Annotated in this window: 19 protein-coding genes; 16 read left to right on the top strand and 3 right to left on the bottom strand. The window is 63.5% G+C overall.

Annotated elements, in window-relative coordinates; all coding sequences use genetic code 11:
* The first annotated feature begins 138 nt into the window (after positions 1 to 138).
* From ACP5E6_RS02280 to ACP5E6_RS02235, 10 genes are all read left to right on the top strand, one after another.
* The gene (locus ACP5E6_RS02280; RefSeq protein WP_427951116.1) at positions 139 to 1,512 is read left to right on the top strand and encodes a hypothetical protein; all 1,374 of its coding nucleotides are present in this window, start codon (positions 139 to 141) and stop codon (positions 1,510 to 1,512) included.
* Positions 1,497 to 3,860, top strand: coding sequence for an HAD-IC family P-type ATPase (locus tag ACP5E6_RS02275; protein WP_427951113.1), 2,364 nt, complete (start codon positions 1,497 to 1,499; stop codon positions 3,858 to 3,860). The genes ACP5E6_RS02280 and ACP5E6_RS02275 overlap by 16 nt, the downstream gene beginning before the upstream one ends.
* 164 nt (positions 3,861 to 4,024) lie before the next feature.
* Positions 4,025 to 4,828, top strand: coding sequence for a hypothetical protein (locus ACP5E6_RS02270; RefSeq protein ID WP_427951110.1), 804 nt, complete (start codon positions 4,025 to 4,027; stop codon positions 4,826 to 4,828).
* On the top strand, positions 4,818 to 4,994 hold the full coding sequence (locus ACP5E6_RS02265) for a hypothetical protein (RefSeq protein ID WP_427951107.1): 177 nt from the start codon (positions 4,818 to 4,820) through the stop codon (positions 4,992 to 4,994). Before ACP5E6_RS02270 ends, ACP5E6_RS02265 begins: the two co-directional genes overlap by 11 nt.
* A 245-nt stretch (positions 4,995 to 5,239) precedes the next feature.
* Positions 5,240 to 6,910 carry an aromatic/alkene/methane monooxygenase hydroxylase/oxygenase subunit alpha gene (locus ACP5E6_RS02260; RefSeq protein ID WP_427951104.1) on the top strand — a complete coding sequence of 557 codons (1,671 nt, stop codon included), beginning with the start codon at positions 5,240 to 5,242 and terminating at the stop codon, positions 6,908 to 6,910.
* A 73-nt stretch (positions 6,911 to 6,983) separates the two neighbouring features.
* Entirely contained in the window at positions 6,984 to 8,024 is a 1,041-nt protein-coding gene (locus ACP5E6_RS02255; RefSeq protein WP_427951101.1) for an NADH:ubiquinone reductase (Na(+)-transporting) subunit F, read from the top strand.
* Between the two features lie 26 nt (positions 8,025 to 8,050).
* On the top strand, positions 8,051 to 9,133 hold the full coding sequence (locus ACP5E6_RS02250) for an aromatic/alkene monooxygenase hydroxylase subunit beta (RefSeq protein WP_427951098.1): 1,083 nt from the start codon (positions 8,051 to 8,053) through the stop codon (positions 9,131 to 9,133).
* A 23-nt stretch (positions 9,134 to 9,156) separates the two neighbouring features.
* Positions 9,157 to 9,522, top strand: a complete 366-nt coding sequence (locus ACP5E6_RS02245) for an MmoB/DmpM family protein (RefSeq protein ID WP_427951096.1) — start codon at positions 9,157 to 9,159, stop codon at positions 9,520 to 9,522.
* 122 nt (positions 9,523 to 9,644) lie between these two features.
* Positions 9,645 to 11,276, top strand: a complete 1,632-nt coding sequence (locus tag ACP5E6_RS02240) for a molecular chaperone GroEL (protein WP_427951093.1) — start codon at positions 9,645 to 9,647, stop codon at positions 11,274 to 11,276.
* Positions 11,277 to 11,329: 53 nt separating this feature from the next.
* Entirely contained in the window at positions 11,330 to 13,198 is a 1,869-nt protein-coding gene (locus ACP5E6_RS02235; protein WP_427951090.1) for a sigma-54-dependent Fis family transcriptional regulator, read from the top strand.
* A 32-nt stretch (positions 13,199 to 13,230) separates the two neighbouring features.
* Here ACP5E6_RS02235 and ACP5E6_RS02230 read toward each other — a convergent pair whose 3' ends face one another.
* From ACP5E6_RS02230 to mazG, 3 genes are all read right to left on the bottom strand, one after another.
* Positions 13,231 to 13,746, bottom strand: coding sequence for a chromate transporter (locus ACP5E6_RS02230; RefSeq protein WP_427951088.1), 516 nt, complete (start codon positions 13,744 to 13,746; stop codon positions 13,231 to 13,233).
* Positions 13,743 to 14,288 carry a chromate transporter gene (locus tag ACP5E6_RS02225; protein ID WP_427951086.1) on the bottom strand — a complete coding sequence of 182 codons (546 nt, stop codon included), beginning with the start codon at positions 14,286 to 14,288 and terminating at the stop codon, positions 13,743 to 13,745. The genes ACP5E6_RS02230 and ACP5E6_RS02225 overlap by 4 nt, the downstream gene beginning before the upstream one ends.
* A gap of 88 nt (positions 14,289 to 14,376) precedes the next feature.
* The gene (gene mazG, locus ACP5E6_RS02220) at positions 14,377 to 15,159 is read right to left on the bottom strand and encodes a nucleoside triphosphate pyrophosphohydrolase (RefSeq protein WP_427951083.1); all 783 of its coding nucleotides are present in this window, start codon (positions 15,157 to 15,159) and stop codon (positions 14,377 to 14,379) included.
* Between the two features lie 99 nt (positions 15,160 to 15,258).
* Between mazG and msrP the strand changes: the two genes are divergently transcribed.
* From msrP to ACP5E6_RS02190, 6 genes are all read left to right on the top strand, one after another.
* Positions 15,259 to 16,224, top strand: coding sequence for a protein-methionine-sulfoxide reductase catalytic subunit MsrP (msrP, locus tag ACP5E6_RS02215; protein ID WP_427951080.1), 966 nt, complete (start codon positions 15,259 to 15,261; stop codon positions 16,222 to 16,224).
* 280 nt (positions 16,225 to 16,504) lie between these two features.
* Positions 16,505 to 17,572, top strand: coding sequence for a class 1 fructose-bisphosphatase (locus ACP5E6_RS02210; protein WP_427951077.1), 1,068 nt, complete (start codon positions 16,505 to 16,507; stop codon positions 17,570 to 17,572).
* Positions 17,569 to 18,447, top strand: a complete 879-nt coding sequence (locus ACP5E6_RS02205; RefSeq protein ID WP_427951075.1) for a phosphoribulokinase — start codon at positions 17,569 to 17,571, stop codon at positions 18,445 to 18,447. Before ACP5E6_RS02210 ends, ACP5E6_RS02205 begins: the two co-directional genes overlap by 4 nt.
* A gap of 162 nt (positions 18,448 to 18,609) precedes the next feature.
* Positions 18,610 to 19,689 (top strand): class II fructose-bisphosphate aldolase, encoded by a 1,080-nt coding sequence (gene fba / locus ACP5E6_RS02200; RefSeq protein WP_427951073.1) that lies wholly within the window; start codon positions 18,610 to 18,612, stop codon positions 19,687 to 19,689.
* 29 nt (positions 19,690 to 19,718) lie between these two features.
* Positions 19,719 to 21,200 (top strand): form I ribulose bisphosphate carboxylase large subunit, encoded by a 1,482-nt coding sequence (locus tag ACP5E6_RS02195; RefSeq protein ID WP_427951071.1) that lies wholly within the window; start codon positions 19,719 to 19,721, stop codon positions 21,198 to 21,200.
* Between the two features lie 13 nt (positions 21,201 to 21,213).
* Complete coding sequence (locus ACP5E6_RS02190; protein ID WP_427951068.1) at positions 21,214 to 21,636, top strand: ribulose bisphosphate carboxylase small subunit; 423 nt, start codon at positions 21,214 to 21,216, stop codon at positions 21,634 to 21,636.
* Positions 21,637 to 21,737 lie beyond the last annotated feature (101 nt).

The following is a 21,737-nucleotide window of genomic DNA, read 5'->3' as shown; positions in this document are numbered from 1 at the left end:
CCGATGGCGTCGAGAGTGGCGTCGTCGATCATCATTGCGTGAACACCGGCGATCCTCCTGACAGTTTTGATGTCGATCAATGATACACGATACCCGCCTCCCTACCCTGACGGCCACAGTCAACCGGAGAACGCAATCATGACCCCCATTCAACGGCGGCACGCGATCAAGCCTCGATTCCGCCTCGTCCCGCTCGCGGCACTCCTCACCCTGTCGCCTCACATCGCCCATGCGATTCCGGCCTTCGCCGCGCAAACCGGCGAGCCTTGTTCCGCCTGTCACATCGGTTTTCCGCAACTCACCCCTTATGGCCGCGATTTCAAACTGGAAGGCTATATCGCCGGCGGCATGTTCCCGAGCTGGAAGAACATCGCGCTCATGTCCCAGACCGGCTACACCCAGCTCCACGACAAAATCACCGGCGGCCTCAAACCGGGCTACAAATCGAACGACGCCTGGGCCGCCGCCCAGCAATCGAGCCTGTATTATGGTGGCGCGATCGATGCCAAACTCGGCCTCGGCGCCTTCATCCAGGTCACCTACGACAATGTCTCCAAATCATGGCACTGGGACAATACCGACATAAGGCTGGCGAAGCCCGGCACGTTATTCAACAAGCCCCTGTTCTACGGCTTCACCTTCAACAACGCGCCGACCGTGACCGATCTGTGGAATTCAACCCCGGACTGGGGTTATCCGTTCATCCATTCCTACCTCGCCCCCAGCCCCTCCGCGTCTCCGCAGGTCGATCAACTGGCGCAGGAGGTCTATGGTTTCGGCGCCTATGGCGCGCTGAACGTCACCCCCGAGGACATGATCTATGCCGAGGCCGATCTCTATAAATCACTGCCCAACCGGATGAGCTACGCGCTGGGCGTCGGCCCCGCGACCCAGGATGATGGCGTGATCCCCTATGTCCGCCTCGCGTTCCAGCGCACCTGGGACGATTATTCCCTCGAGTTCGGCGGCTACGGCCTGCTCGACAATCCCTACCCCGCAGGCGTGGTCAGCGGCGCGACCAATCACATCACCGATCTCGAGGCCGATACCCAGTTCCAGTGGATCGAACCGCAACAGGCGTTTTCACTCCAGGCCAGTTTCATCCACGAATCACAGAACTGGGCGGCAAGCTATGCCCAGGGCCTCACCTCCAACCTAAACGACCATCTCGATGACCTGACCGTGACGGCCTCGGAATTGATCCACCAGACCTATGGCATCACCGAATCCTACAATGAAATCGATGGCAATCCCGACGGCAATCTCTATCCACCCGGCCCGATTTCCGGCAATCTCGGCGGCAAGCCGGATTCCGCGAGCTGGACCACCGAGCTCGACTATTATCTGTTCAACAACGGCGGTCCGGCCTGGCTTCCCTGGCTGAACGCCAAATTCTTCGTCGAGGACACCATCTACCCGACATTCAACGGCGGTCCGAACAATTACGACGGCGCCAATCGCAGCGCCGGCGCGAACGACACGTTGTTCAGCGGCGTATGGGTGGCCTTTTGAACGACGCGCCACCACGCGCCGCCGCCGACGATCACGCCCTGAGCACGGCCGGCCTGTCCAGCGCGCAGGCCGCCGCCCGCCTCGCCCAATACGGTCCGAACGCGATGCCGGATACCACGATCAGGTTCCTGCCCCGGCTGCTCAGTAAATTCTGGGCGCCGGTGCCGGTCATGCTGGAAGCCGCGATCGTGCTGCAGATCGTGCTCGGCGATGTCATCGAAGCCATCGTCGTCGCCGCCCTTCTCCTGTTCAACGCCACCCTCGGCCTGTTGCAGGAAGGCCGCGCCCAGGCAACGCTCGACGCGCTGAAATCCCGCCTCGCGCTGAACGCCTCGGTCAAGCGTGACGGCGCCTGGATCATTCGCCCCGCGCGCGACCTGGTGCCGGGTGACGTGGTGAAACTCTCCCTCGGCGGCATCGTCGCCGCCGATGTCACCCTGATCGAGGGCGAGATTCTGCTCGACCAGTCGATGCTCACCGGCGAATCCGTGCCGATCGAGGCCGGCCCCGGTCTGCAAACCTACGCCGGCGCCCTGGTGCGGCGCGGCGAGGCGGTCGCCCTGGTCACGGCAACCGGCGTCAAGACCAAATTCGGCCGCACCGCCGAACTGGTCCGGATCGCCCATGTCGTCAGCGCCCAGCAGAAGGCGGTGCTGCGGGTGGTGCGCAATCTCGCCGCGTTCAACGGCCTGGTCACCCTGTTCCTGGTGGCCGATGCGATCCACCTCGGCATGGGCGGCCGCGAAATCATCCCCCTCGTGCTCACCGCGATTCTCGCCTCGATCCCGGTTGCCCTCCCCGCCACCTTCACCCTCGCCGCCGCCATCGGCGCCCGCGCCCTCGGCCGGCTGAACGTCCTGCCCACCCGCCTCTCCGCGGTCGATGAAGCCGCCACCATGACGGTTCTCTGTGCCGACAAAACCGGCACGTTGACCCGCAACGAGCTGAAGGTCACCACCATCACCCCGATGCCGGATTTCGATGAGGCGCATGTCCTCGGCCTTGCCGCCCTCGCCAGCTCGGATGGCGGGCAGGACCCGGTCGATGGCGCGATCCGCGACGCGGCACGGCACGCGCACCTCCCCGACGCGCCGTCCCTGGTCAAATTCATCCCCTTCGATCCGGCAACCAAAATGTCGGAAGCCGACGTCACCGGACCCGACGGCACGAACCGGCGCATCGTCAAAGGCGCCTTCGCCGCGGTGAGCGCGCTGACTCCGCCGATGCCGGATGCCATCGCCACCGCAGAGGCGCTCGAAGCCAAAGGCTTCCGCGTGCTCGCGGTGGCCTTCGGTCCGGCCCCGGCGATGCGTCTGGTCGGGCTGATCGCGCTCAGCGACCCACCCCGCGACGATTCCGCCCCCCTGATCGCGCAATTGAAAACCCTCGGCGTCCGCACCGTGATGGTCACGGGCGACGCCCCGGCCACCGCCGCCATCGTCGCCCGCGCCGTCGGCCTCGATGGCCCGGTCTGCCCGGTCGGCGCCATTCCGGACGATGTCCGCCCGGAAAGCTTCGCCGTGTTCGCCGGCGTGCTGCCCGAAGACAAATACAAGCTGGTCAAGGCCTTCCAGCAGGCCCATTACACCGTCGGCATGTGCGGCGACGGCGCGAACGATGCGCCAGCCCTGCGCCAGGCCCAAATGGGCATCGCGGTATCGACCGCGACGGATGTCGCCAAATCGGCGGCCGGCATGGTGCTGACCACGCCCGGCCTCGCCGGCATCGTCGCCGCGGTCAAGGAAGGCCGCGTCACCTTCCAGCGCATCCAGACCTACACATTGAACACCATCATCCGCAAACTGGCGACCGTGCTGTTTCTCGCTTTCGGCCTGCTGATGACCGGCCATGCGATCCTGACCCCGCTGCTGATCGTGATCTATCTGATCACCGGCGATTTCCTGTCGATGTCGCTGACCACCGATCATGTCTACACCTCACCGATCCCCAATGTCTGGCGCATCGGCAACCTGACCATCGCCGGCATCCTGATGGGGCTGGGTTTGCTTGCCTTTTGCACGGGGGTTGTCGCGGTCGGCCGCTTCGGCCTCGGCCTCGACCTCGGCACCATCCGCACCCTGGCGTTCCTCGCTCTGGTGTTCGCCAGCCAGACCTCGATCTATGCGATCCGCGAACGCCGCCATTTCTGGCAGTCACGCCCCAGCCTGTGGGTCGTCGCCTCCTCCCTCGCGGCCATCGCGATCGCGGCGATCATGGCGATCACCGGCTTCGCCATGATCGCGGTCAGCCCCGCGCTTACCGGCACGACACTGGCCGCCGCCATCGTGTTCGCTCTCCTGCTCGACACCCTCAAAATCCCGATCTTCGCCCGCCTCGGCATCGTGTGATGCGAAGGTCGTCCGGGTGCGCCTTGTTCAGAAACGGAGCGGTGGGGGCAGTTTCTGTTCATGCCGACAACAGATGAATTTGGATTTTGCATTGCAATAATTGACACAACGACCTGATAACAACTGAAACCCGACAATGGCACGGCGCTTGCTAATCAAGGGGGATGGATCTCGCCGCCGCCCACGCGCCGCCGCCGTTGCATGATCTGCTCGGGGCCAGTTTCGTCTTCAACGCTACGATCACCGGTCTGGCGTGGGATGGCGATGCCGCCTGTTTCACGCTGGCGGATGGCTCGGTGGCGCGGCTGACGGCGGCATGGACAGGAGCGCCACGCCTCGCGCCACGGCCGGGCGGGGGCGTTGAAATCATCGCGGCGGCGGCGCCACCGCCGCCACCGGTCATCATCGCCCCGCCCGAAGGCGGCACGGTTTCAGGCGGCGCCGAGGGTTGCTCGCCGGTGCTCTGCCGGACAAACGACGGCACCGTCATCGCCATGGTGAAACCCGGCGGCGGCGTGGCGCTGCGCTCGCCCGGGTCAAACTCCTGGACCGACCTCGATGTACCGGTCGCCGCCAGTTCCATGGCGATCACCAGCGCAGACATCCTGGTGATCGGCGGCGCCGAGGGGGTCTATTTGTGGGAGCGTGCCACCGGCCTGCGGCACTTCGCCATCGCCTTCGGGATGCGCCACGCGGTTGCCCCGGTCGCATGCCATCCGCGCCTCGGCCTGATCGCCTGCGCGGATCGCACCGGCGCCATCGTGCTGGGCCGGCCCGAGGTGCGCGAGGTGATGCTGATCCGCGCTGCCGGCAGCCCACCGACCATGCTCGAATTCGCCCCCACCGGCGAGGCGCTGGCGTTCGCGACCACCGATGGCGAGGCCGGCACAATGCTGCTGCCCGATCTGCTGTTCCGCCCGATCACATCCGGCACTGACCCGGAACCGGAGAGACACGATGAGCGATGAAGACCTCTCGAAGGATCAATTCTTCAGGGAACTGGGCGTGATCGCGGAGCGGATGATCGCCGCCCACGGCAAGGATTTCGCGATGGGCGCGCTGGTTCTCGCGGCGCGCTGGATCGCCGAGGGCAAGAGCTTCGCCGATCACCGCAGCAACGGCGCGCCGACATGACCTGTCGCATTTCACGACAGGCCACCGCGAGGGCTGACGCAGGGTGCGACGCTCGCCACGGTGCCGCGGCGGCAAAATGGCGGATTTCAAACGATGCCGACGCTGGCATCAAATTTGCAAACCTCAAACGGGCGGCACGACGCCTCGCTCCGATGGCGCCGCTCGATGCGTGACGATGACTTCAACCCGGACCGGTCAACGGTTCGTGTTGCGACCACTCAACATCAATTCGGGAGAACACCAAGATGCCTGACAGCTTAACGCTCAACAAAATCACCGCCCAAAAGGGAATGAGCATCACCGAGGCCACCCGCCGGGTCGCCGATCTCGGCTGGACGCCGAGTTACGTCCAGGAAGCGATGACCTTCCCGACCGACTATAAAATCAAGAAAACCCCGCGCGATCCGATGAAGCAGGTGCTGCGCTCCTATTTCCCGATGCAGGAGGAAAAGGACAACCGGGTTTACGGCGCGCTCGATGCGGCGCTGCGCGGCGACATGTTCCGCAATGTCCAGCCGCGCTGGGTCGAGTGGATGAAATTGTTCCTCGCGATCATCCCGTTCCCGGAAATCTCGGCCGCACGCTCGATGGCGATGGTCGGGCGCTTGGCACCGGGCGAGGAGTTGCGCACCGGCTTTGCGATGCAGATGGTCGATGAGTTCCGCCATTCCACGATTCAGATGAACCTGAAGAAATGGTACATGGAAAACTACATCGATCCGGCCGGGTTCGACATCACCGAAGCCGCGTTCGGCAAATGCTACGCCTCGACCATCGGGCGCCAGTTCGCTGAAGGGTTCGTGACCGGCGATGCGATCACCGCGGCCAATATCTATCTGACCGTGGTGGCCGAAACCGCGTTCACCAACACGCTGTTCGTGGCGATGCCGTCCGAGGCCGCGCGCAATGGCGACTATGCGCTGCCGACCGTGTTTTTGTCAGTCCAATCCGATGAGAGCCGTCATATCGGCAATGGTCATTCACTCCTGATGTCGCTGATCAATGATCCCGACAATCATCTGCTGCTCGAACGCGACATCAAATACGCGTTCTGGCAGAACCATGCGATCGTCGATGCCGCGATCGGGACTTTCGTCGAATACGGCACGACCGATCGCGACAAGAACAAGGAGAGCTATGCCGAATTGTGGCATCGCTGGATCTATGAGGATTACTACCGCACCTACATGCTGCCGCTCGAGAAATACGGGGTGAAGATCCATCACGACGATGTCGCCGCGGCGTGGGACCGGATCGTCAAGAAAAACTACGTCCATTACACGGCGCAGTTCTTCTCGGTGGGTTGGCCGGTCAATTTCTGGCGGATCGAAGCACAGACCGAGCGCGACTTCGAATGGTTCGAGCATAAATATCCAGGCTGGTACGCCGAGTTCGGCAATTACTGGAAATGGTACGAGAAACTCAGCCATCGCGGCGAGACCAACGTGCTGTTCAATACCGATACCGGCTATGTCTATCCGCACCGGTGCTGGTCGTGCATGGTGCCCTGCCTGATCCGCGAGGATTTCTGCTACGACGAGGTGGACGGCAAAACCTATACCTATTGCTCGGAAACCTGCCGCTGGACCCACAAGGTCGCCTTCGCCGCCGAATACGAAGGCCGCCCGACGCCGGCGATGGGCCGCTTCAGCGGCCGGCGCGAGTGGGAGACCTGCTACGACGGCTGGGATCTGGCCGATGCGATCACCGACCTCGGGTTCGTCCGCAACGACGGCAAGACCCTGGTGCCGCAACCGCATCTGCATTTCGAGGATAGCAAGATGTGGACGCTCGATGACGTGCGTGGCCACACGCTCGGCAGCCCGCTGCTCAATTTCCGCAAGCTCTCCGCGGAAGGCAAGGCAGCGGCGGCGGCGGAATACCGCAAGGGCTTCACGATCAACCCGCTGAACTGATTGTCGTGCCGCCGGGCATTGTTCGCGCAATGCCCGGCCATTTCTTCAACGATAACAACCAACGGGAAACGTCATGACGGTCATCACCACGCATAAGGTCCGCTTCGAGCCGGTCGGCATCGAAATGGAGGTCGAGGAAGGCGAGACGGTGCTCGACGCGGCGTTCCGCCAGGGCATCTCGGTCATGCATGGCTGCAAGGAGGGGCAATGCTCGTCCTGCAAATCGCTGTTGCTCGACGGCGATATCGAGTTGCTCAAATATTCGACCTTCGCCTTGCCCGATTACGAGCGCGATTCCGGCCATATCCTCCTGTGCAAGACCCACGCCTATAGTGACCTCGCGATCGAGTTGCTCAATTACGACGAAGATCTGCTGCGCCGCTCGATTCCGGTGAAATCATTCGATGCCGCTCTGGTCAGGATCGTCGCCCTGACCCACGACATCCGGCGGCTTGAGCTCGATGTCGCGCAACCGCTGAAATTCTGGGCGGGCCAGTATGTCGATATTACTTTGCCCGACGGCGGCGTGACCAGGTCCTTCTCGATGGCCAACCCGCCGGGCGAGCCGCATCATCTGTCGTTCATCATCAAGACATATCCCGACGGCGCGTTTTCAGCCGCGCTCGATGCCACGCTGCGTCCGGGCGATTGGCTGCGTTTGAAGGGTCCGTATGGCACCTGCTTCCGGCGCGAGGACCGGCCCGGCCCGATGCTGCTGATCGGCGGCGGATCGGGCCTATCGCCGCTCTGGTCGATCCTGCAGGATCACGTCGCGTCCGGCGAGCATCGCGCGGTGCGGTTTTTTTATGGCGCGCGAACCGAGGCCGATCTGTTCTACCGCGATGAATTGGCGCGGCTCGAAGCGAGCCTGCCGGATTTCAGGTTCATCCCGGCGCTGTCCCATGCGGCGGATGATTCCGGCTGGACCGGGGCGCGCGGCTTCATCCACGAGGTGGTGGCGCGGCATTTGCGCGATGCCGCACTCGATGGCGAGATCGACGCCTATTCCTGCGGTCCGCCGCCGATGATCGATGCGGTGCTGCCGGTCCTGCAAATGGCGGGAGTCGAGCCGGATCATATTTATTTCGACAAATTCACCACCGCCGTCCGTTGAACCAACCAATCACCAGGAGCGAAACCATGAGCGTTACCGAAAGCCTGTCGCCACATCCCTCGGGTGCTGCGGGGTCCGCGACTTTTGCCGGATCGGACAGCCGGAAATACAATTACTTCACCCCCAAGGGCCGCAAGGCGAGCCATTACGAGGACATGACGGTCGATGTGCAGCCCGATCCGGAGCGGTATCTGCTGCAGGATTGGATCATCAATTTCGCCGATGGCACGCCGACCTATGACAAACGCTGGACCCAGGCGAAATCATCGAATTGGCACCAGTTCCGCGCGGTCGATCAGGAATGGGAACGCACCCACTACCAGCGCCAATCCACCATCGTCGGCATGATCAGCAATCTGATCGAGAACGGGCGGCGCTCGGGGGCGCCGAAGCGGTTCGATCGCGCCTGGCTCAAGATCCTGTCCGATCATCTCGGCGCCTACAAACACGCCGAGTTCGGCCTCGGCACCGCGACGATGCAGGCGCAGCGCTATGGCTATACCCAGATGATCAACAACGCGATCCTGACCAACTCGTCCTACAAGCTGCGGTTCGCGCAGGACATCACGCTGTATCTCGGCGAGCTCGCACTCGATGTCGAGGGCATCGACCTCGATGCCGGCAAGGCCCATTGGCTGGAGGATCCGATCTGGCAGCCGACCCGTCATGCGATCGAGGCGATCATGGGGGCGGAGGATTATCTGGAACAGTATTTCGCAACCAATGTCGTGTTCGAGCCGCTGGTCGCCGAGTTGTTCCGCAGCGGTTTCATCATGCAGATGGCGGCGGCGCAGAATGATTTCATGACGCCCTCGGTGGTCTCGGCCGCCGAGGGCGATTATGAGCGCAACCTCGCCAACGCGGTGGAGCTGTTCCACATCCTGGTGCTCGATCAGGACCATGGCGAGCACAACCGCCGCCTGTTCGACAGCTGGATGCACAGGCACGGCACGCTCGCACTCGATGCGGCGCATCATCTGCAACCGATCTGGTCGCAGCCGCGGGTCAAGGTCGCGCAATTCACCGAGGCCTTCAGCGTGGCGAAGGACCGGGTGCGCGCCATCGCCGCCGAGATCGGTTTCGACGTTCGTTCCACGCTCGATCAATAAATCAACACCAAGGACAGACAGACATGGCACAGGCCCATAACGCGACGATCTTCAAATCGATGAAGGACGTGCAGTTCGAGGATACGATTTCGCATCAATGCGGCGTGACGATGAACGACAGTGTCGAGGCGCGCGCCATCGCCGATGTGATGGCGGAGAAGCCGGGAATCACCGTGACCTATCAGCCGGCGCTGATCCGGATCGATGGCGAGGGCAAGATCGTTTTCAAGATGGACGAGATTTCCGAAGCGCTCGGCCGGGTGATGACGCCGTATCTGTTCGAGATTTCGACCTCGACCCATTATGGCCGGATGGTGATGGTGGACGACAATACCGTGGTGCTGTTCGGCGACATGGAGGAGGCGATGCAATACATCGAATACGATTGATCACCTGGTTGTAGAGGTCCGGTGTCGATTATCGCCAGGGATACCGGACCAAATTAAAAAAAGTTTTTTGCTGCTTTTTTACGAAAAAGAAGCGCTTACTGAATAATAATAACGAGGAAACCATGGCCAAGATGATGCTGCACGACGATGAAGCGCGCGCTGCCCTCGGGCGGGGCGTGGCGCAGCTTGCGCGCGCGGTGCGCGGCACGATGGGGCCGCGCGGCATGAACGCGATCATCGACCGGCCGATCGGCACGCCGCTGGTCTCGCGCGATGGTGTGTCGATCGCCGCCGAGATCGACCTGCCGTGCAAATTCGAGAATATGGGGGCGCAGATCCTGCGCGAGGTTTCGGCCCAGACCAATCTGGAGGCCGGCGATGGCACCACCACCGCGACGGTGCTGGCCGACGCGCTGGTGCAGAAGGGCCTGGCGCGGATGGCGGCCGGGGACAATGCGGTCGAACTGGTCGCGGGGATCGCGGCGGCGGCGGATGAGGTGATCGCGGCGTTACGCGCCCGGGCCAGGCCGTTGCGCGATGCGACCGAGATGCGCGCGGTGGCGACCATCGCCGCCAACGATGCCGCGACCGGCGCGCTGGTCGCCGAGGCGATCGAACGGGCCGGGCCGCAGGGGATCGTGACCGTCGAGAACAGCGCCACGGTGGACACGATGCTCGACGTGATCGACGGCATGGGGTTCGATCGGGGATATATTTCGCACCATATGGTGACGGATGTGGAGCGGATGCAGGCGGTGCTCGACAATCCCCTGATCCTGATGACGGATTTGAAAATCACCACCGCCGCCGAGATCGCGCAGATCCGTGCGCTAGTGGGCGCGAGCAACCAGCCGCTGCTGGTGATTGCCGAGGAGGTGGCGCCGGCGGCGGTGATGGCGTTGCTGGCCGATCGCGCCGGGGGGGTGCCGGTCGCTGCGATCCATCCGCCGGAATACGGGCACTGGCGCAAGGCGATGCTGGAGGATATCGCGATCGTCACCGGCGGCCGGGTGATCGCGCGCGATCTGGGCGGCACGATCGCCGCAGCGACCCGCGCCGATCTCGGCCAGGCACGACAGGTGCGCGTGGGTTCCGGCATGACGGTGATTTCCGGTGGCGGCGGCGATCCCGCCGCGATCGCGGCGCGGCGGGTGCAGGTGGCCAGGCAGATCGATCTGGCGCCGAACGACATCGATCGCGACAAGCTGGAGCAGCGCCTGGCCAAGCTGTCCGGCGGCACCGCGACCATCATGGCCGGCGGCGCGACCCCGGTGGCGCAGAAGCGCCACGCCCAGTTGATCGAGGATGCACTGGCGGCGGCGCGGGCGGCGATGGCGGAAGGCGTGGTTGCGGGGGGTGGCACCGCGTTCGCGCAGATCGCGCCTAGTCTGAACACCAACGCCCGTCTGCTGAACGGGGCGCGCGCCGGGGCGCTGCTGCTGCGCGATGCGCTGACGGCGCCGCTCGCCGCCATCGCGACCAACAGCGGCTTCGATGGCGAGGCGATGGTGGCGCGGGTGATGGCGGCGATGGAGGGCACCGGTCTCGATGCGCGAACCGGCGCGATGGTGACGATGGAGGCCGCCGGGATCATCGATCCGGTGCGGGTGAGCATCAGCGCCCTGCGGAATGCGGTTTCGGTGGCCTCGCTGATCCTGACCACCCACACGCTGATCGCCGACAAGCCCGATCATCTCGACCCCACCGCCGGCCCGGCGCTGGGCGGTGGCGCGGAACGGCTCGGCAGGGCCTGATCGGGGGAGCATTGGCGCCGATCAACTCCCAGGATCGATCGGATAGCGCGACGATGTGGGCGTGGGAGCGCTTTCTCACCGGCGAGCCGGAAGCCGCGATTCCGCTCGGCAATGTCGTGGTTTCGTCCTGGCGGCGCAGCCTGGCGCTGGGGGTCAACCCAACCGGACGGGCGGCGCCGATTGCGGTGCGGGGCGAGTCTGTCCTGGCCTTGCGCCATCGTCATCGCGATCTGATCGCGGCCTCGCGCGATCTGTTCCAACGCATCGCCGATGTGTTCGCCGGCGCCAACTGCATGATGCTGCTGACCGACCCCGATGGCGTGGTGCTCGAAGTGGTGGGCGATCATCGCACGCTTGGCCAGGGCGAGCGCATCCATCTGGTCGCCGGTGGCCATTGGCGCGAGGATGTGATCGGGACCAACGGCATCGGCACCGCGCTGGCCACCGGCCAGCCGGCGCAGGTGCACGCGGCGGAGCATTTCTGTGAGGGGATCAAAAGCTGGACCTGCGCCGCAGCGCCGGTGCGCGAACCCGGTAGCGGCCGGATTCTCGGCGTGGTGGATATTTCGGGACCGCCCTCGACCTATCAACGGGGCAATCTTTCGCTCGCGGTCGCGACCGCGCGGCAGATCGAAACCGCGCTCGCCGAACGGGCGGGACGCGAACGGGTGCGGTTGCTGGAGCGCTGCCTGCAACGGGTGCCGACTCTCGGTAATTCGGAATTGCTGGCGATCGATCGGACCGGGCGGATCGTCTATTCCAATCTCAGGGGCGGGCTGAACGGCCTTGGCGAGACGCTCGCCGGCTTCGATCCCGATCAGCCGGCGGAGCGGTGGTTCGATCGGCTGCCCGAACCGCTGCGCGCGGATGGCGCGTTCGATGCGGTCACGCTGGATGATCGGACGGTGGGGGCGATGATCGTGATCCCCGCCCGCAACCGTCCGGCGAAAACCGCGGCACTGCCTGCGGGTTCGGAAGCGGATGCCAGCCGGAGCGGGTTTCATCACATCATCGGCGCGAGCCCGGTGATGGCGCAGACGATCAGGCGGGCGGCGCAATTGTCGCGCCATCGCGTGCCGGTGCTGATCCATGGCGAAACCGGCGTGGGCAAGGAATTGCTCGCCCGCGCCATGCACGGGTCGCTCGATTTTTCAGCCCCCTTCGTGGTGTTCAACTGCGGGGCGGCTTCGAAGGATCTGATCGGCGGGGAGTTGTTCGGTCATGTCAGGGGGGCTTTCACCGGGGCAACGGCGGAAGGCCGGCCGGGGCGGTTCGAACTCGCCGATGGCGGCACCCTGTGCCTCGATGAAATCGGCGAACTGCCGCTCGAGCTGCAACCGATTTTGCTGCGGGCGCTGGAGGACGGCATCGTCTACCGGTTGGGCGACACGACACCGCGGAAGGTCGCGGTGCGGTTGATCGCGATGACCAATCGGGATCTGCATGACGAGGTGGCCGCCGGACGGTTCCGGCGCGACCTGTTCTATCGCATCAATGTCACCAGCATCACGGTGCCGCCGCTGCGGGCGCGGCAAGGGGATGTGGAGTTGTTGATCGACCATTTCGTTGCAAGCGTCGCTGCCCGCCATGGCGTGCCGCCCCGGCACTTCAGCCCGGCGACGCGCGCGCTGCTGGGGCGCTACACCTGGCCTGGAAATGTGCGGGAGTTGCGCAATCTGGTGGAAAACCTTCTGCTCGCGGGCGATTGTGACATCGTGGAACCCGATGAGATCCCGATCGATATGCGCCCGGCGCCGGCGGATCAGGCCGAGGCGCCGGTCAGGCTCGCCGATATCGAGCACGCCGCCTTGCAGCACGCGATCGCGGCGGCCGGGGGTAATTTATCCGAGGCGGCCCGGTCGCTCGGGATTTCACGCTCGACCCTGCATCGGCGGTTGGGGCGATCGTCTGGCCCGTCGTGACCGGAATTGCTCGGGTAAGGGGTCCGGCCGGTTCAGCTCAAACTGGCGATGCCGATCACGGCGCCGGTCGCCAGCAGGATCAGCGGGTGGAGTTTGCTGCGCAGGGTGAGGATGGCGACAGCGGCCGAGATCGCGGCAAGCCGCCAATTATGGTCGGCGGTGCGGAGCAGGAAGCTGGCGGCGGCGAGGACCAGGCCGCCGGTGATCGGGGTGATGGCGGCCTGAACCACCCGGCGCCACCGGGCTTCGCGGAAGCGGTGCCAGAGGCCGGAGACCAGACAGGTCAGGGTGCTTGAGGGGCCGATCATCGCAATCGTGGCGACGGCGGCGCCGGGAAGCCCGGCGACGTGCAGGCCGATCAGGGTCGAGATCAGCATATTCGGGCCGGGGCTGGCCTGGGCGACGCCGAACAGGGCGGCGAATTGCGCGGCGGTGAGCCAATGATGGGCGATGACGGCGCGTGCCATCGCGGGCAAGGTGCTGGCGACGCCGCCGATGGCGAGGAGGGAGAATTCGGCGAACAGGAGAGCGAGGACGAGCAGGATCATCGGATGCGCCGCGCGGCGAGGAGGAGGGAGATCGGCAGGGCGAGGGCGATGACGACGGGCAGTTTGAGATGCAGGATCGCGAACAGGACGAAAGCAATCGCCACCATGGCGAGGCTGCTCGGGACACGCAGCGACGGGCCGGCGATTTTCAGCGCGGTGGCGAGGATGAGACCGGAGGCGGCGGCGGCGAGACCTTCGATGCCATGATGGACCAGGGGAAGATGGCCGTAGCGCTCGAACAGAAGGCCGAGGGTGATGACGATGACGACCGGAGCGGCGAGCAGGCCGGTGACGGCGGCAAACGCGCCCGAGACGCCGCGATGGCGCGCGCCGAAGGCGGCGGCGAGGTTGACGATATTGGGCCCGGGCAGGAACTGGCAGAGGCTGAACAGGTCGGCGAATTCGGCATCGTCCAGCCAGCGCTTGCGCTCGACCATCATGCGCCGGGCGAAGGGCAGAACACCGCCGAAACCGGAAAGACCCGCGATAAAGAATCCTCCGAACAGGTCGGCATGTCTCAGACGAGGCGGATCGGGCGGCACGGCACGATTATAGCGGGTTTACCCGATTGTGACACATGGATGACGGCGGCAGGGGACACGTCGCTGTTTTGGAAAAAAGCGCCCCCGCTCATTCCGCCGCCTTCACCGCGCGCCACAATCGCTCCATCTCGTCCAGCCCCGCCTGTTCCGGTGTTCGTCCCTGCGCGGCGAGTGCCTGCTCCACCCCGCGGAACCGACGCTCGAATTTCGCGTTGGCGCGTGTGAGGGCCGCCTCGCCGGTGCGGCCGAGCTTGCGCGCGAGGTTGACCATGACGAAAAACAGATCGCCGAGTTCATCCTCGATCCGATCGGGGTCAGCGCCAGGCAGTTCAGCGCGGAGTTCGGTGATTTCCTCGTCGAGCTTGTCGAGCACGGCGGCGGCATCCGGCCAGTCGAACCCGACGCGGGCGGCGCGGCTGGCAAGTTTGTGGGCGCGCAGCAGGGCCGGCAGGGTGGTGGCGATGCCGTCGAGCACGCCGGTTTCGGCGCGGGCGGCGCGCTCGCGCGATTTATCGGCCTCCCACGCCGCAATCTGGGTGCTGGCATTCCGGGATGAAGCCTCGGCGAAGACATGGGGATGCCGGCGGATCATTTTGTCGGTGATGCCGCGCGCCACCGAATCGAAATCGAACCAGCCGCGCTCTTCGGCGAGGCGAGCATGATAGACCACCTGGAACAGCAGGTCGCCGAGTTCGTCGCGCAGCGCAGATGGATCGTTTTTCATGATCGCATCGGCAACCTCATAGGCCTCTTCGACCGTATAAGGGGCGATGGAGGCAAAATCCTGTGCGCGGTCCCAGGGGCAGCCGGTTAGCGGGTCGCGCAGCGCCGCCATGACGGAAAGGAGTCGGGAGAGGGCCGGTTCGGTCATGCAGCCTCGGGTTTTGGGGTGACATCGGCGCGAGATCACGCCGGCGTGATGGAGCGAAAGACGGAGTTAACACTATTATAGCGAATGAGGAGAACAACCATGCATATCAAGCGCCGCCGTGAGTGGGATCTGCCTGAGAGCGCCGCAACACCCGAAGCCGTGGTGCTGAACCGGCGCGCGACCCTCGCGGGGTTGGGGGCGGCATCGCTGGGGTTTGGCGCGATCGGCACGGCGCGGGCGCAGACGCCGATGGCCGTGACCATCGAGGATGGCGGTTATTCGGCCGCGGCGCGGCGGTTCGATCCCGGACGGCCGCTGACACCGCAGAAAAATGCCGAGCGGTACAATAATTTCTATGAGTTTGGATTGTCGAAGGACATCTGGCGCGCGGCGCAGAATTTGCCGGTCGAGCCCTGGACGATCAGGATCGATGGTTTGGTCGAGAAGCCCTTTACCATCTCGTTCGATGATCTGATGAAGAAGGTGAAGGTGGAAACCCGGATCTACCGGCATCGTTGCGTCGAGGCCTGGGCGATCACGGTGCCCTGGGAGGGGTTTGCGGTGAGCGATCTGGTCAAGCTCGCGCGGCCGCTGTCGGCGGCGAAATATCTTCGTTACACGAGCCTGGCCGATGCCAGGGCGATGCCGGGTCTGGCGATTCCGTTTTTTCCCTGGCCGTATCATGAAGGCATGACGATGGCGGAGGCGACCAATGAACTCGCTTTCGTCGGCACCGGCATGTATCATCAGCCGATGCCCAAGCAGGACGGCGCGCCGATCCGAATGGTGCTGCCGTGGAAATACGGATTCAAATCGGCGAAGTCGATCGTGCGGATCGAGTTCGTCAAGGATCAGCCGGAGACGTTCTGGGAGAAAACCAGCCCGGATATGTACGGGTTCTGGGCCAATGTTAATCCGAAGTATCCGACATTACGCTGGAGCCAAGCCCGTGAGCGTCTCATTGGCACCGATGAGACGGTGCCGACGGTGATTTATAACGGCTACGGCAAATGGGTCGCCTCGCTCTATGCGGGCATGAAACAAAATAAAAAATTATTCATGTGAACCTGCGCATCGCCGCGACTAAGCTCGAATTTCAAGGGTGACCCGCTGCATTGCTGGCAGAGAAGCTGGTTTTTCAGGGTTTCATTCCGGTCGGCGTGGGAATTCACCGTGATTTGACAAGGTTTCACATGCTAATTTAGTTTTTCTAAATTACTTAATCAGAAAATTTATCTTTACTTATCTTCTGATCCAATGTCATATTCAAATTCTGCGATAGAACTTGCATCGCGGGGACAAGACGGCACGAGCCTAAAGGTGGTGCTCTCACGGAGGAAATGACATGACCGACCAATTGAGACTCGACTCCTACCTTGATTTTGCCGCCGGCCGCTCCACCCAGATGGTTGCGGTATGCCAGACCATCCACGCGATCGCAGGCGCCGGGCGCCAGATTTCACGTATTCTTGCCCGAGGGCCACTGGCCGGAAATCTGGGCACCATCGTCGGTGACTCAATCGATGGCGATGGCCAGAAGGCGCTGGACGCCATGACCCACACGATTTTACGCGAGGCGCTGGCACGGGCGCCGGTTTCGGTCTTCGCCTCCGAGGAGGCCGATGAGCCTGAAGTGCTCGATCCGCATGCCCCGCTCGCCGTTGCGGTCGATCCTCTCGATGGATCATCCAATATCGACACACTCGCGCCGATCGGCACGATTTTTTCGGTGATGCCGGGGGGCACCTGCATCAATGACGATCCCACGGCGCCGTTTCTGCAGCCGGGACGCAACCAGCTCGCCGCCGGATTTCTGATCTATGGGCCGCAGACCGCGCTGGTGGTGACACTGGGGGCCGGCACCCGGATTTTCACGCTCGACCCTGATTCGGGCGCATTCATCGCGACGCGCGGCGAAATCAAGGTTCCGCGCACCACCCGCGAATACGCGATCAACGGCTCCAACCTCCGCCACTGGGACCCTGAGATCCGCGCTTACATCATCGAACTCAAGAAGGGTCGTAACGGACCGCGCGGCGAGGATTTCAATACGCGCTGGCTCGCCTCGATGGTGGGCGACGCCTTCCGGATTCTGGCGCGCGGCGGCATTTATCTGTATCCGGCGGACCAGCGGCGCGGCTATCGGGCGGGGCGGTTGCGTTTGATCTATGAGGCCAACCCGATCGCCATGGTGATGGAGCAGGCCGGCGCCGCCGCCACTGATGGGCAGACACGGATTCTCGATATGACCCCCACCGCCATTCACGAGCGCTGCCCGCTGGTATTCGGCTCGGCGGACGAGGTCACGCGGGTCGCCGAGGCGTATCACGCCGGCGTCACGACTGAGTCGCCGCTGTTCAAGACCCGTTCGCTTTACCGTAAAACCACAAGCACGATTGATGAATTGGCATGAGCCGCAAACACCCGATCATTTCCGTTACCGGCTCATCCGGCGCGGGCACCACGTCGGTGCGCAATATCTTCGAGCAGATTTTCCGGCGCGAGAACATCGAGGCGGCACAGCTCGAGGGTGATTCCTTCCACCGCTACGACCGCGCCGAGATGAAGGCCAAGATGGCCGAGGCCGAGGCCGCCGGCAACCGCCATTTCAGCCATTTCAGCCCTGAGACCAACCTTCTGGCCGAATTGCAGGAAACCTTCGCGACCTATGCCGCCACCGGGCGTGGCAAGTGCCGCCATTACATCCACGACCAGAGCGAGTCGGAAAAATACGGCGCTCCTCCCGGCACCTTTACCCCGTGGGAAGATCTGCCCGAACATACCGACATTCTGCTCTACGAGGGGCTGCATGGCGCGGTGAAGCATGGCGATATCGATACCGGGAAACATGCCGACATCCGGATCGGCGTCGTTCCGGTCATCAATCTCGAATGGATCCAGAAAATCCACCGTGACAGCAAGGCCCGCCATTATTCGACCGAGGCGGTGATGGACACGATCCTGCGCCGGATGCCCGATTATGTTCATTACATCTGTCCGCAATTCACCGAGACCGACATCAATTTCCAGCGCGTTCCCACCGTCGATACGTCCAACCCGTTCGTTGCACGCTGGATTCCGACCGCCGATGAATCGATCGTGGTGGTGCGTTTCCGCAATCCGCACGGCATCGATTTTCCCTATCTGCTCTCGATGCTGCACGGCAGCTTCATGTCGCGGGCCAATTCCATCGCGGTTCCGGGCAATAAATTCGACCTTGCGATGCAGCTCATCCTCACGCCGGTCATCATGCAATTGATGGACCAGAGAAAACGAGCGGTCCGATGAGCCGACCACCGCACGGCGCGGAGGCGCGTGTCTGTCGCGGCAATCAACGAGACACACTTTCCCTCCCGCGCCGCCTGGCCACGCCTTCCCTGATATCCCTGAACGAACTGGCACAACTCCACCCGGCTCGCACAGAGCCGCTCTGCCCGAAAGGTCTCTAACATGGCACGTATCACCCTCCGTCAGTTGCTGGATCACGCGGCCGAGCGCGGCTATGGCGTTCCGGCCTTCAACGTCAACAACATGGAGCAGGTCATCGCGATCATGGACGCCGCGGCGGCCACCGATTCGCCGGTGATCCTGCAGGCCTCGCGCGGCGCGCGGTCCTACGCCGGCGACGTCATGCTCGCGAAAATGATCGAGGCGGCCGAGGCTACCCACCCCGGCATTCCGATCTGCCTGCATCAGGACCATGGCAACGACGAAGGCACCTGCCTCTCGGCGATCCAGCACGGCTACACCAGCGTGATGATGGATGGCTCGCTGAAGGCCGACGCCAAGACCCCGGCCGATTACGATTACAACGTCGCGATCACCACTCGCGTCACCGAGATGGCCCATAAGGTCGGCGTGTCGGTCGAGGGTGAGCTCGGCGTGCTTGGCAGCCTCGAGACCGGCATGGGCGAGGCTGAGGATGGCCACGGCGCCGAGGGCGCGCTTTCCCATGACCAGCTTCTGACCGACCCGGATCAGGCGGTCGAATTCGTCAAGGCGACCAAGGTCGATGCGCTCGCCGTGGCGATGGGCACCTCGCACGGCGCCTATAAATTCTCGCGCAAGCCTGACGGCGCCATTCTTGCGATGAACGTCATCCGGGCGATCAACGAGAAAATGCCGGCCCTGCACATGGTCATGCATGGATCATCCTCAGTGCCGCAGGATTTGCAGGAAGAGTTCAACAAATACGGTGGCAAGATGCCGCAGACCTGGGGCGTGCCGATCGAGGAAATTCTGGTCGGCATCAAGCACGGTGTGCGCAAGGTCAATATCGATACCGATTGCCGCCTCGCGATGGCCGTGGCGATCCGCAAGGTCGCGTTTGAGAAACCATCGGAATTCGACCCGCGTCAGTTCATGAAGCCGGCGACCGCCGCGCTGCGTGATCTCTGCAAACAACGATTCGAAGCGTTCGGCACAGCGGGCCAGGCGTCTCGGATCAAGCCTCACTCGCTGGCCGCCATGGCACGCCAGTATGCGTCAGGCAGTCTCGATCCCGTCTTTTCGATCCGCGCCGCCGCCTGAACGACAATCACCAACCGGAGTACCGATCTATGGACACACCAACCCCGATCATCGCCGAGGACACCAAGACCGTCCACGGCAAGGAGCGCTATAAATCCGGCGTCATGGCCTACAAGAAAATGGGCTATTGGGAGCCGGATTACGAGCCCAAGGTCACCGACGTCATCGCCTTGTTCCGCATCACACCGCAGGACGGCGTCGATGAGATCGAGGCGGCCGCCGCCGTCGCCGGCGAAAGCTCAACCGCGACCTGGACCGTGGTCTGGACCGACCGGCTGACCGCTTGCGAAAAATACCGCGCCAAGGCCTACCGGGTCGATCCGGTGCCGAACGCGCCCGGCCAGTTTTTCGCCTATATCGCCTATGATCTCGCCCTGTTCGAACCCGGCTCGATCGCCAACCTCACCGCCTCGATCATCGGCAACGTGTTCGGCTTCAAACCCCTGAAGTCGCTCCGCCTCGAGGACATGCGTCTGCCGGTCGCCTATGTAAAGACCTTCGATGGCCCGTCCACCGGCATCGTGGTCGAGCGTGAACGTCTCGACAAATTCGGCCGTCCCCTGCTCGGTGCCACGGTCAAGCCGAAACTCGGCCTTTCCGGCCGCAATTATGGCCGCGTGGTGTACGAGGCGCTCAAGGGCGGCCTCGATTTCACCAAGGACGACGAAAATATCAACAGCCAGTCCTTCATGCATTGGCGTGACCGGTTCCTTTACTGCATGGAAGCGGTCAACCGCGCCCAGGCGGTCTCCGGCGAGGTCAAGGGCACCTATCTCAACGTCACTGCCGGCACGATGGAGGAAATGTACGAGCGCGCCAATTTCGCGCACGAACTCGGCTCCAATGTCGTCATGATCGACCTGGTGATCGGCTACACCGCGATCCAGTCGATGTCGAAATGGGCGCGCAAGCACGATATGATCCTGCATTTGCACCGCGCCGGGCACGGCACCTACACGCGCCACAAGACCCATGGCATCTCGTTCCGCGTGATTTCCAAATGGATGCGTCTCGCAGGCGTCGATCACATCCATGCCGGCACCGTGGTGGGCAAGCTCGAGGGCGATCCGCTGTCGACGCGCGGCTTCTACGACGTGCTGCGCGAGGATTTTAACCCGATGCGCCTGGAACATGGCATCTTCTTCGATCAGGATTGGGCGGGAACCCGCAAGGTCATGCCGGTCGCCTCGGGCGGCATCCACGCCGGCCAGATGCACCAGCTGATCCATCACCTCGGTGAAGACGTCGTCCTTCAGTTCGGCGGCGGCACCATCGGCCATCCGAACGGCATCGCCGCCGGTGCGACGGCCAATCGCGTCGCCCTCGAAGCGATGATCATGGCGCGTAACGAAGGCCGCGACTACTACAAGGAAGGTCCGGAAATCCTGAAGGAAGCCGCGCGCCACTGCCTGCCGCTGCGTCAGGCGCTCGATACCTGGGGCGATGTGACCTTCGACTACACCTCGACCGATACGCCCGATTTCGTCGCGTCCCCGATGCCCGCATACTGAGGATCAAAATATCATGCGCATTACCCAAGGCTGCTTCTCCTACCTGCCCGACCTGACCGACGAGCAGATCACCAAACAGGTCCAGTATTGCCTCGACAACGGCTGGGCCGTGAACCTGGAATACACCGACGACCCGCATCCCCGTAACACCTATTGGGAAATGTGGGGCCTGCCGATGTTCGACATCCGTGACGCGAAGGCGATCATGGGTGAATTGAACGACTGCCGGCGCATTCACACGGAATGCTACATCCGCCTGAGCGCGTTCGACGCTACCGACACCTGGGAGTCGCTGCGCATCTCCTTCCTGGTGCAGCGCCCGAGCGAGGAGCCCGGCTTCATGCTCACCCGCCAGGAAACCGGCGGGCGCAACATGCGCTACGAAACCCGCGCCTATGTGCTGCAGAAGCCCGAAGGCGAGCGTTACGGCGCCTGAGACCTGCCATGGTCCGGTCCGTCATGAGGTGCGAACCTCATGGCGGGCCGCGCCATATCGTCGTTACGAACACGCGGCTCTGGTCACCATCGCCGCGGTCC

Origin of the sequence: Acidiphilium sp., assembly GCF_049977125.1 — a bacterium.
Classification (GTDB): domain Bacteria; phylum Pseudomonadota; class Alphaproteobacteria; order Acetobacterales; family Acetobacteraceae; genus Acidiphilium.
This window is presented reverse-complemented; position numbering and strand designations above follow the sequence as displayed.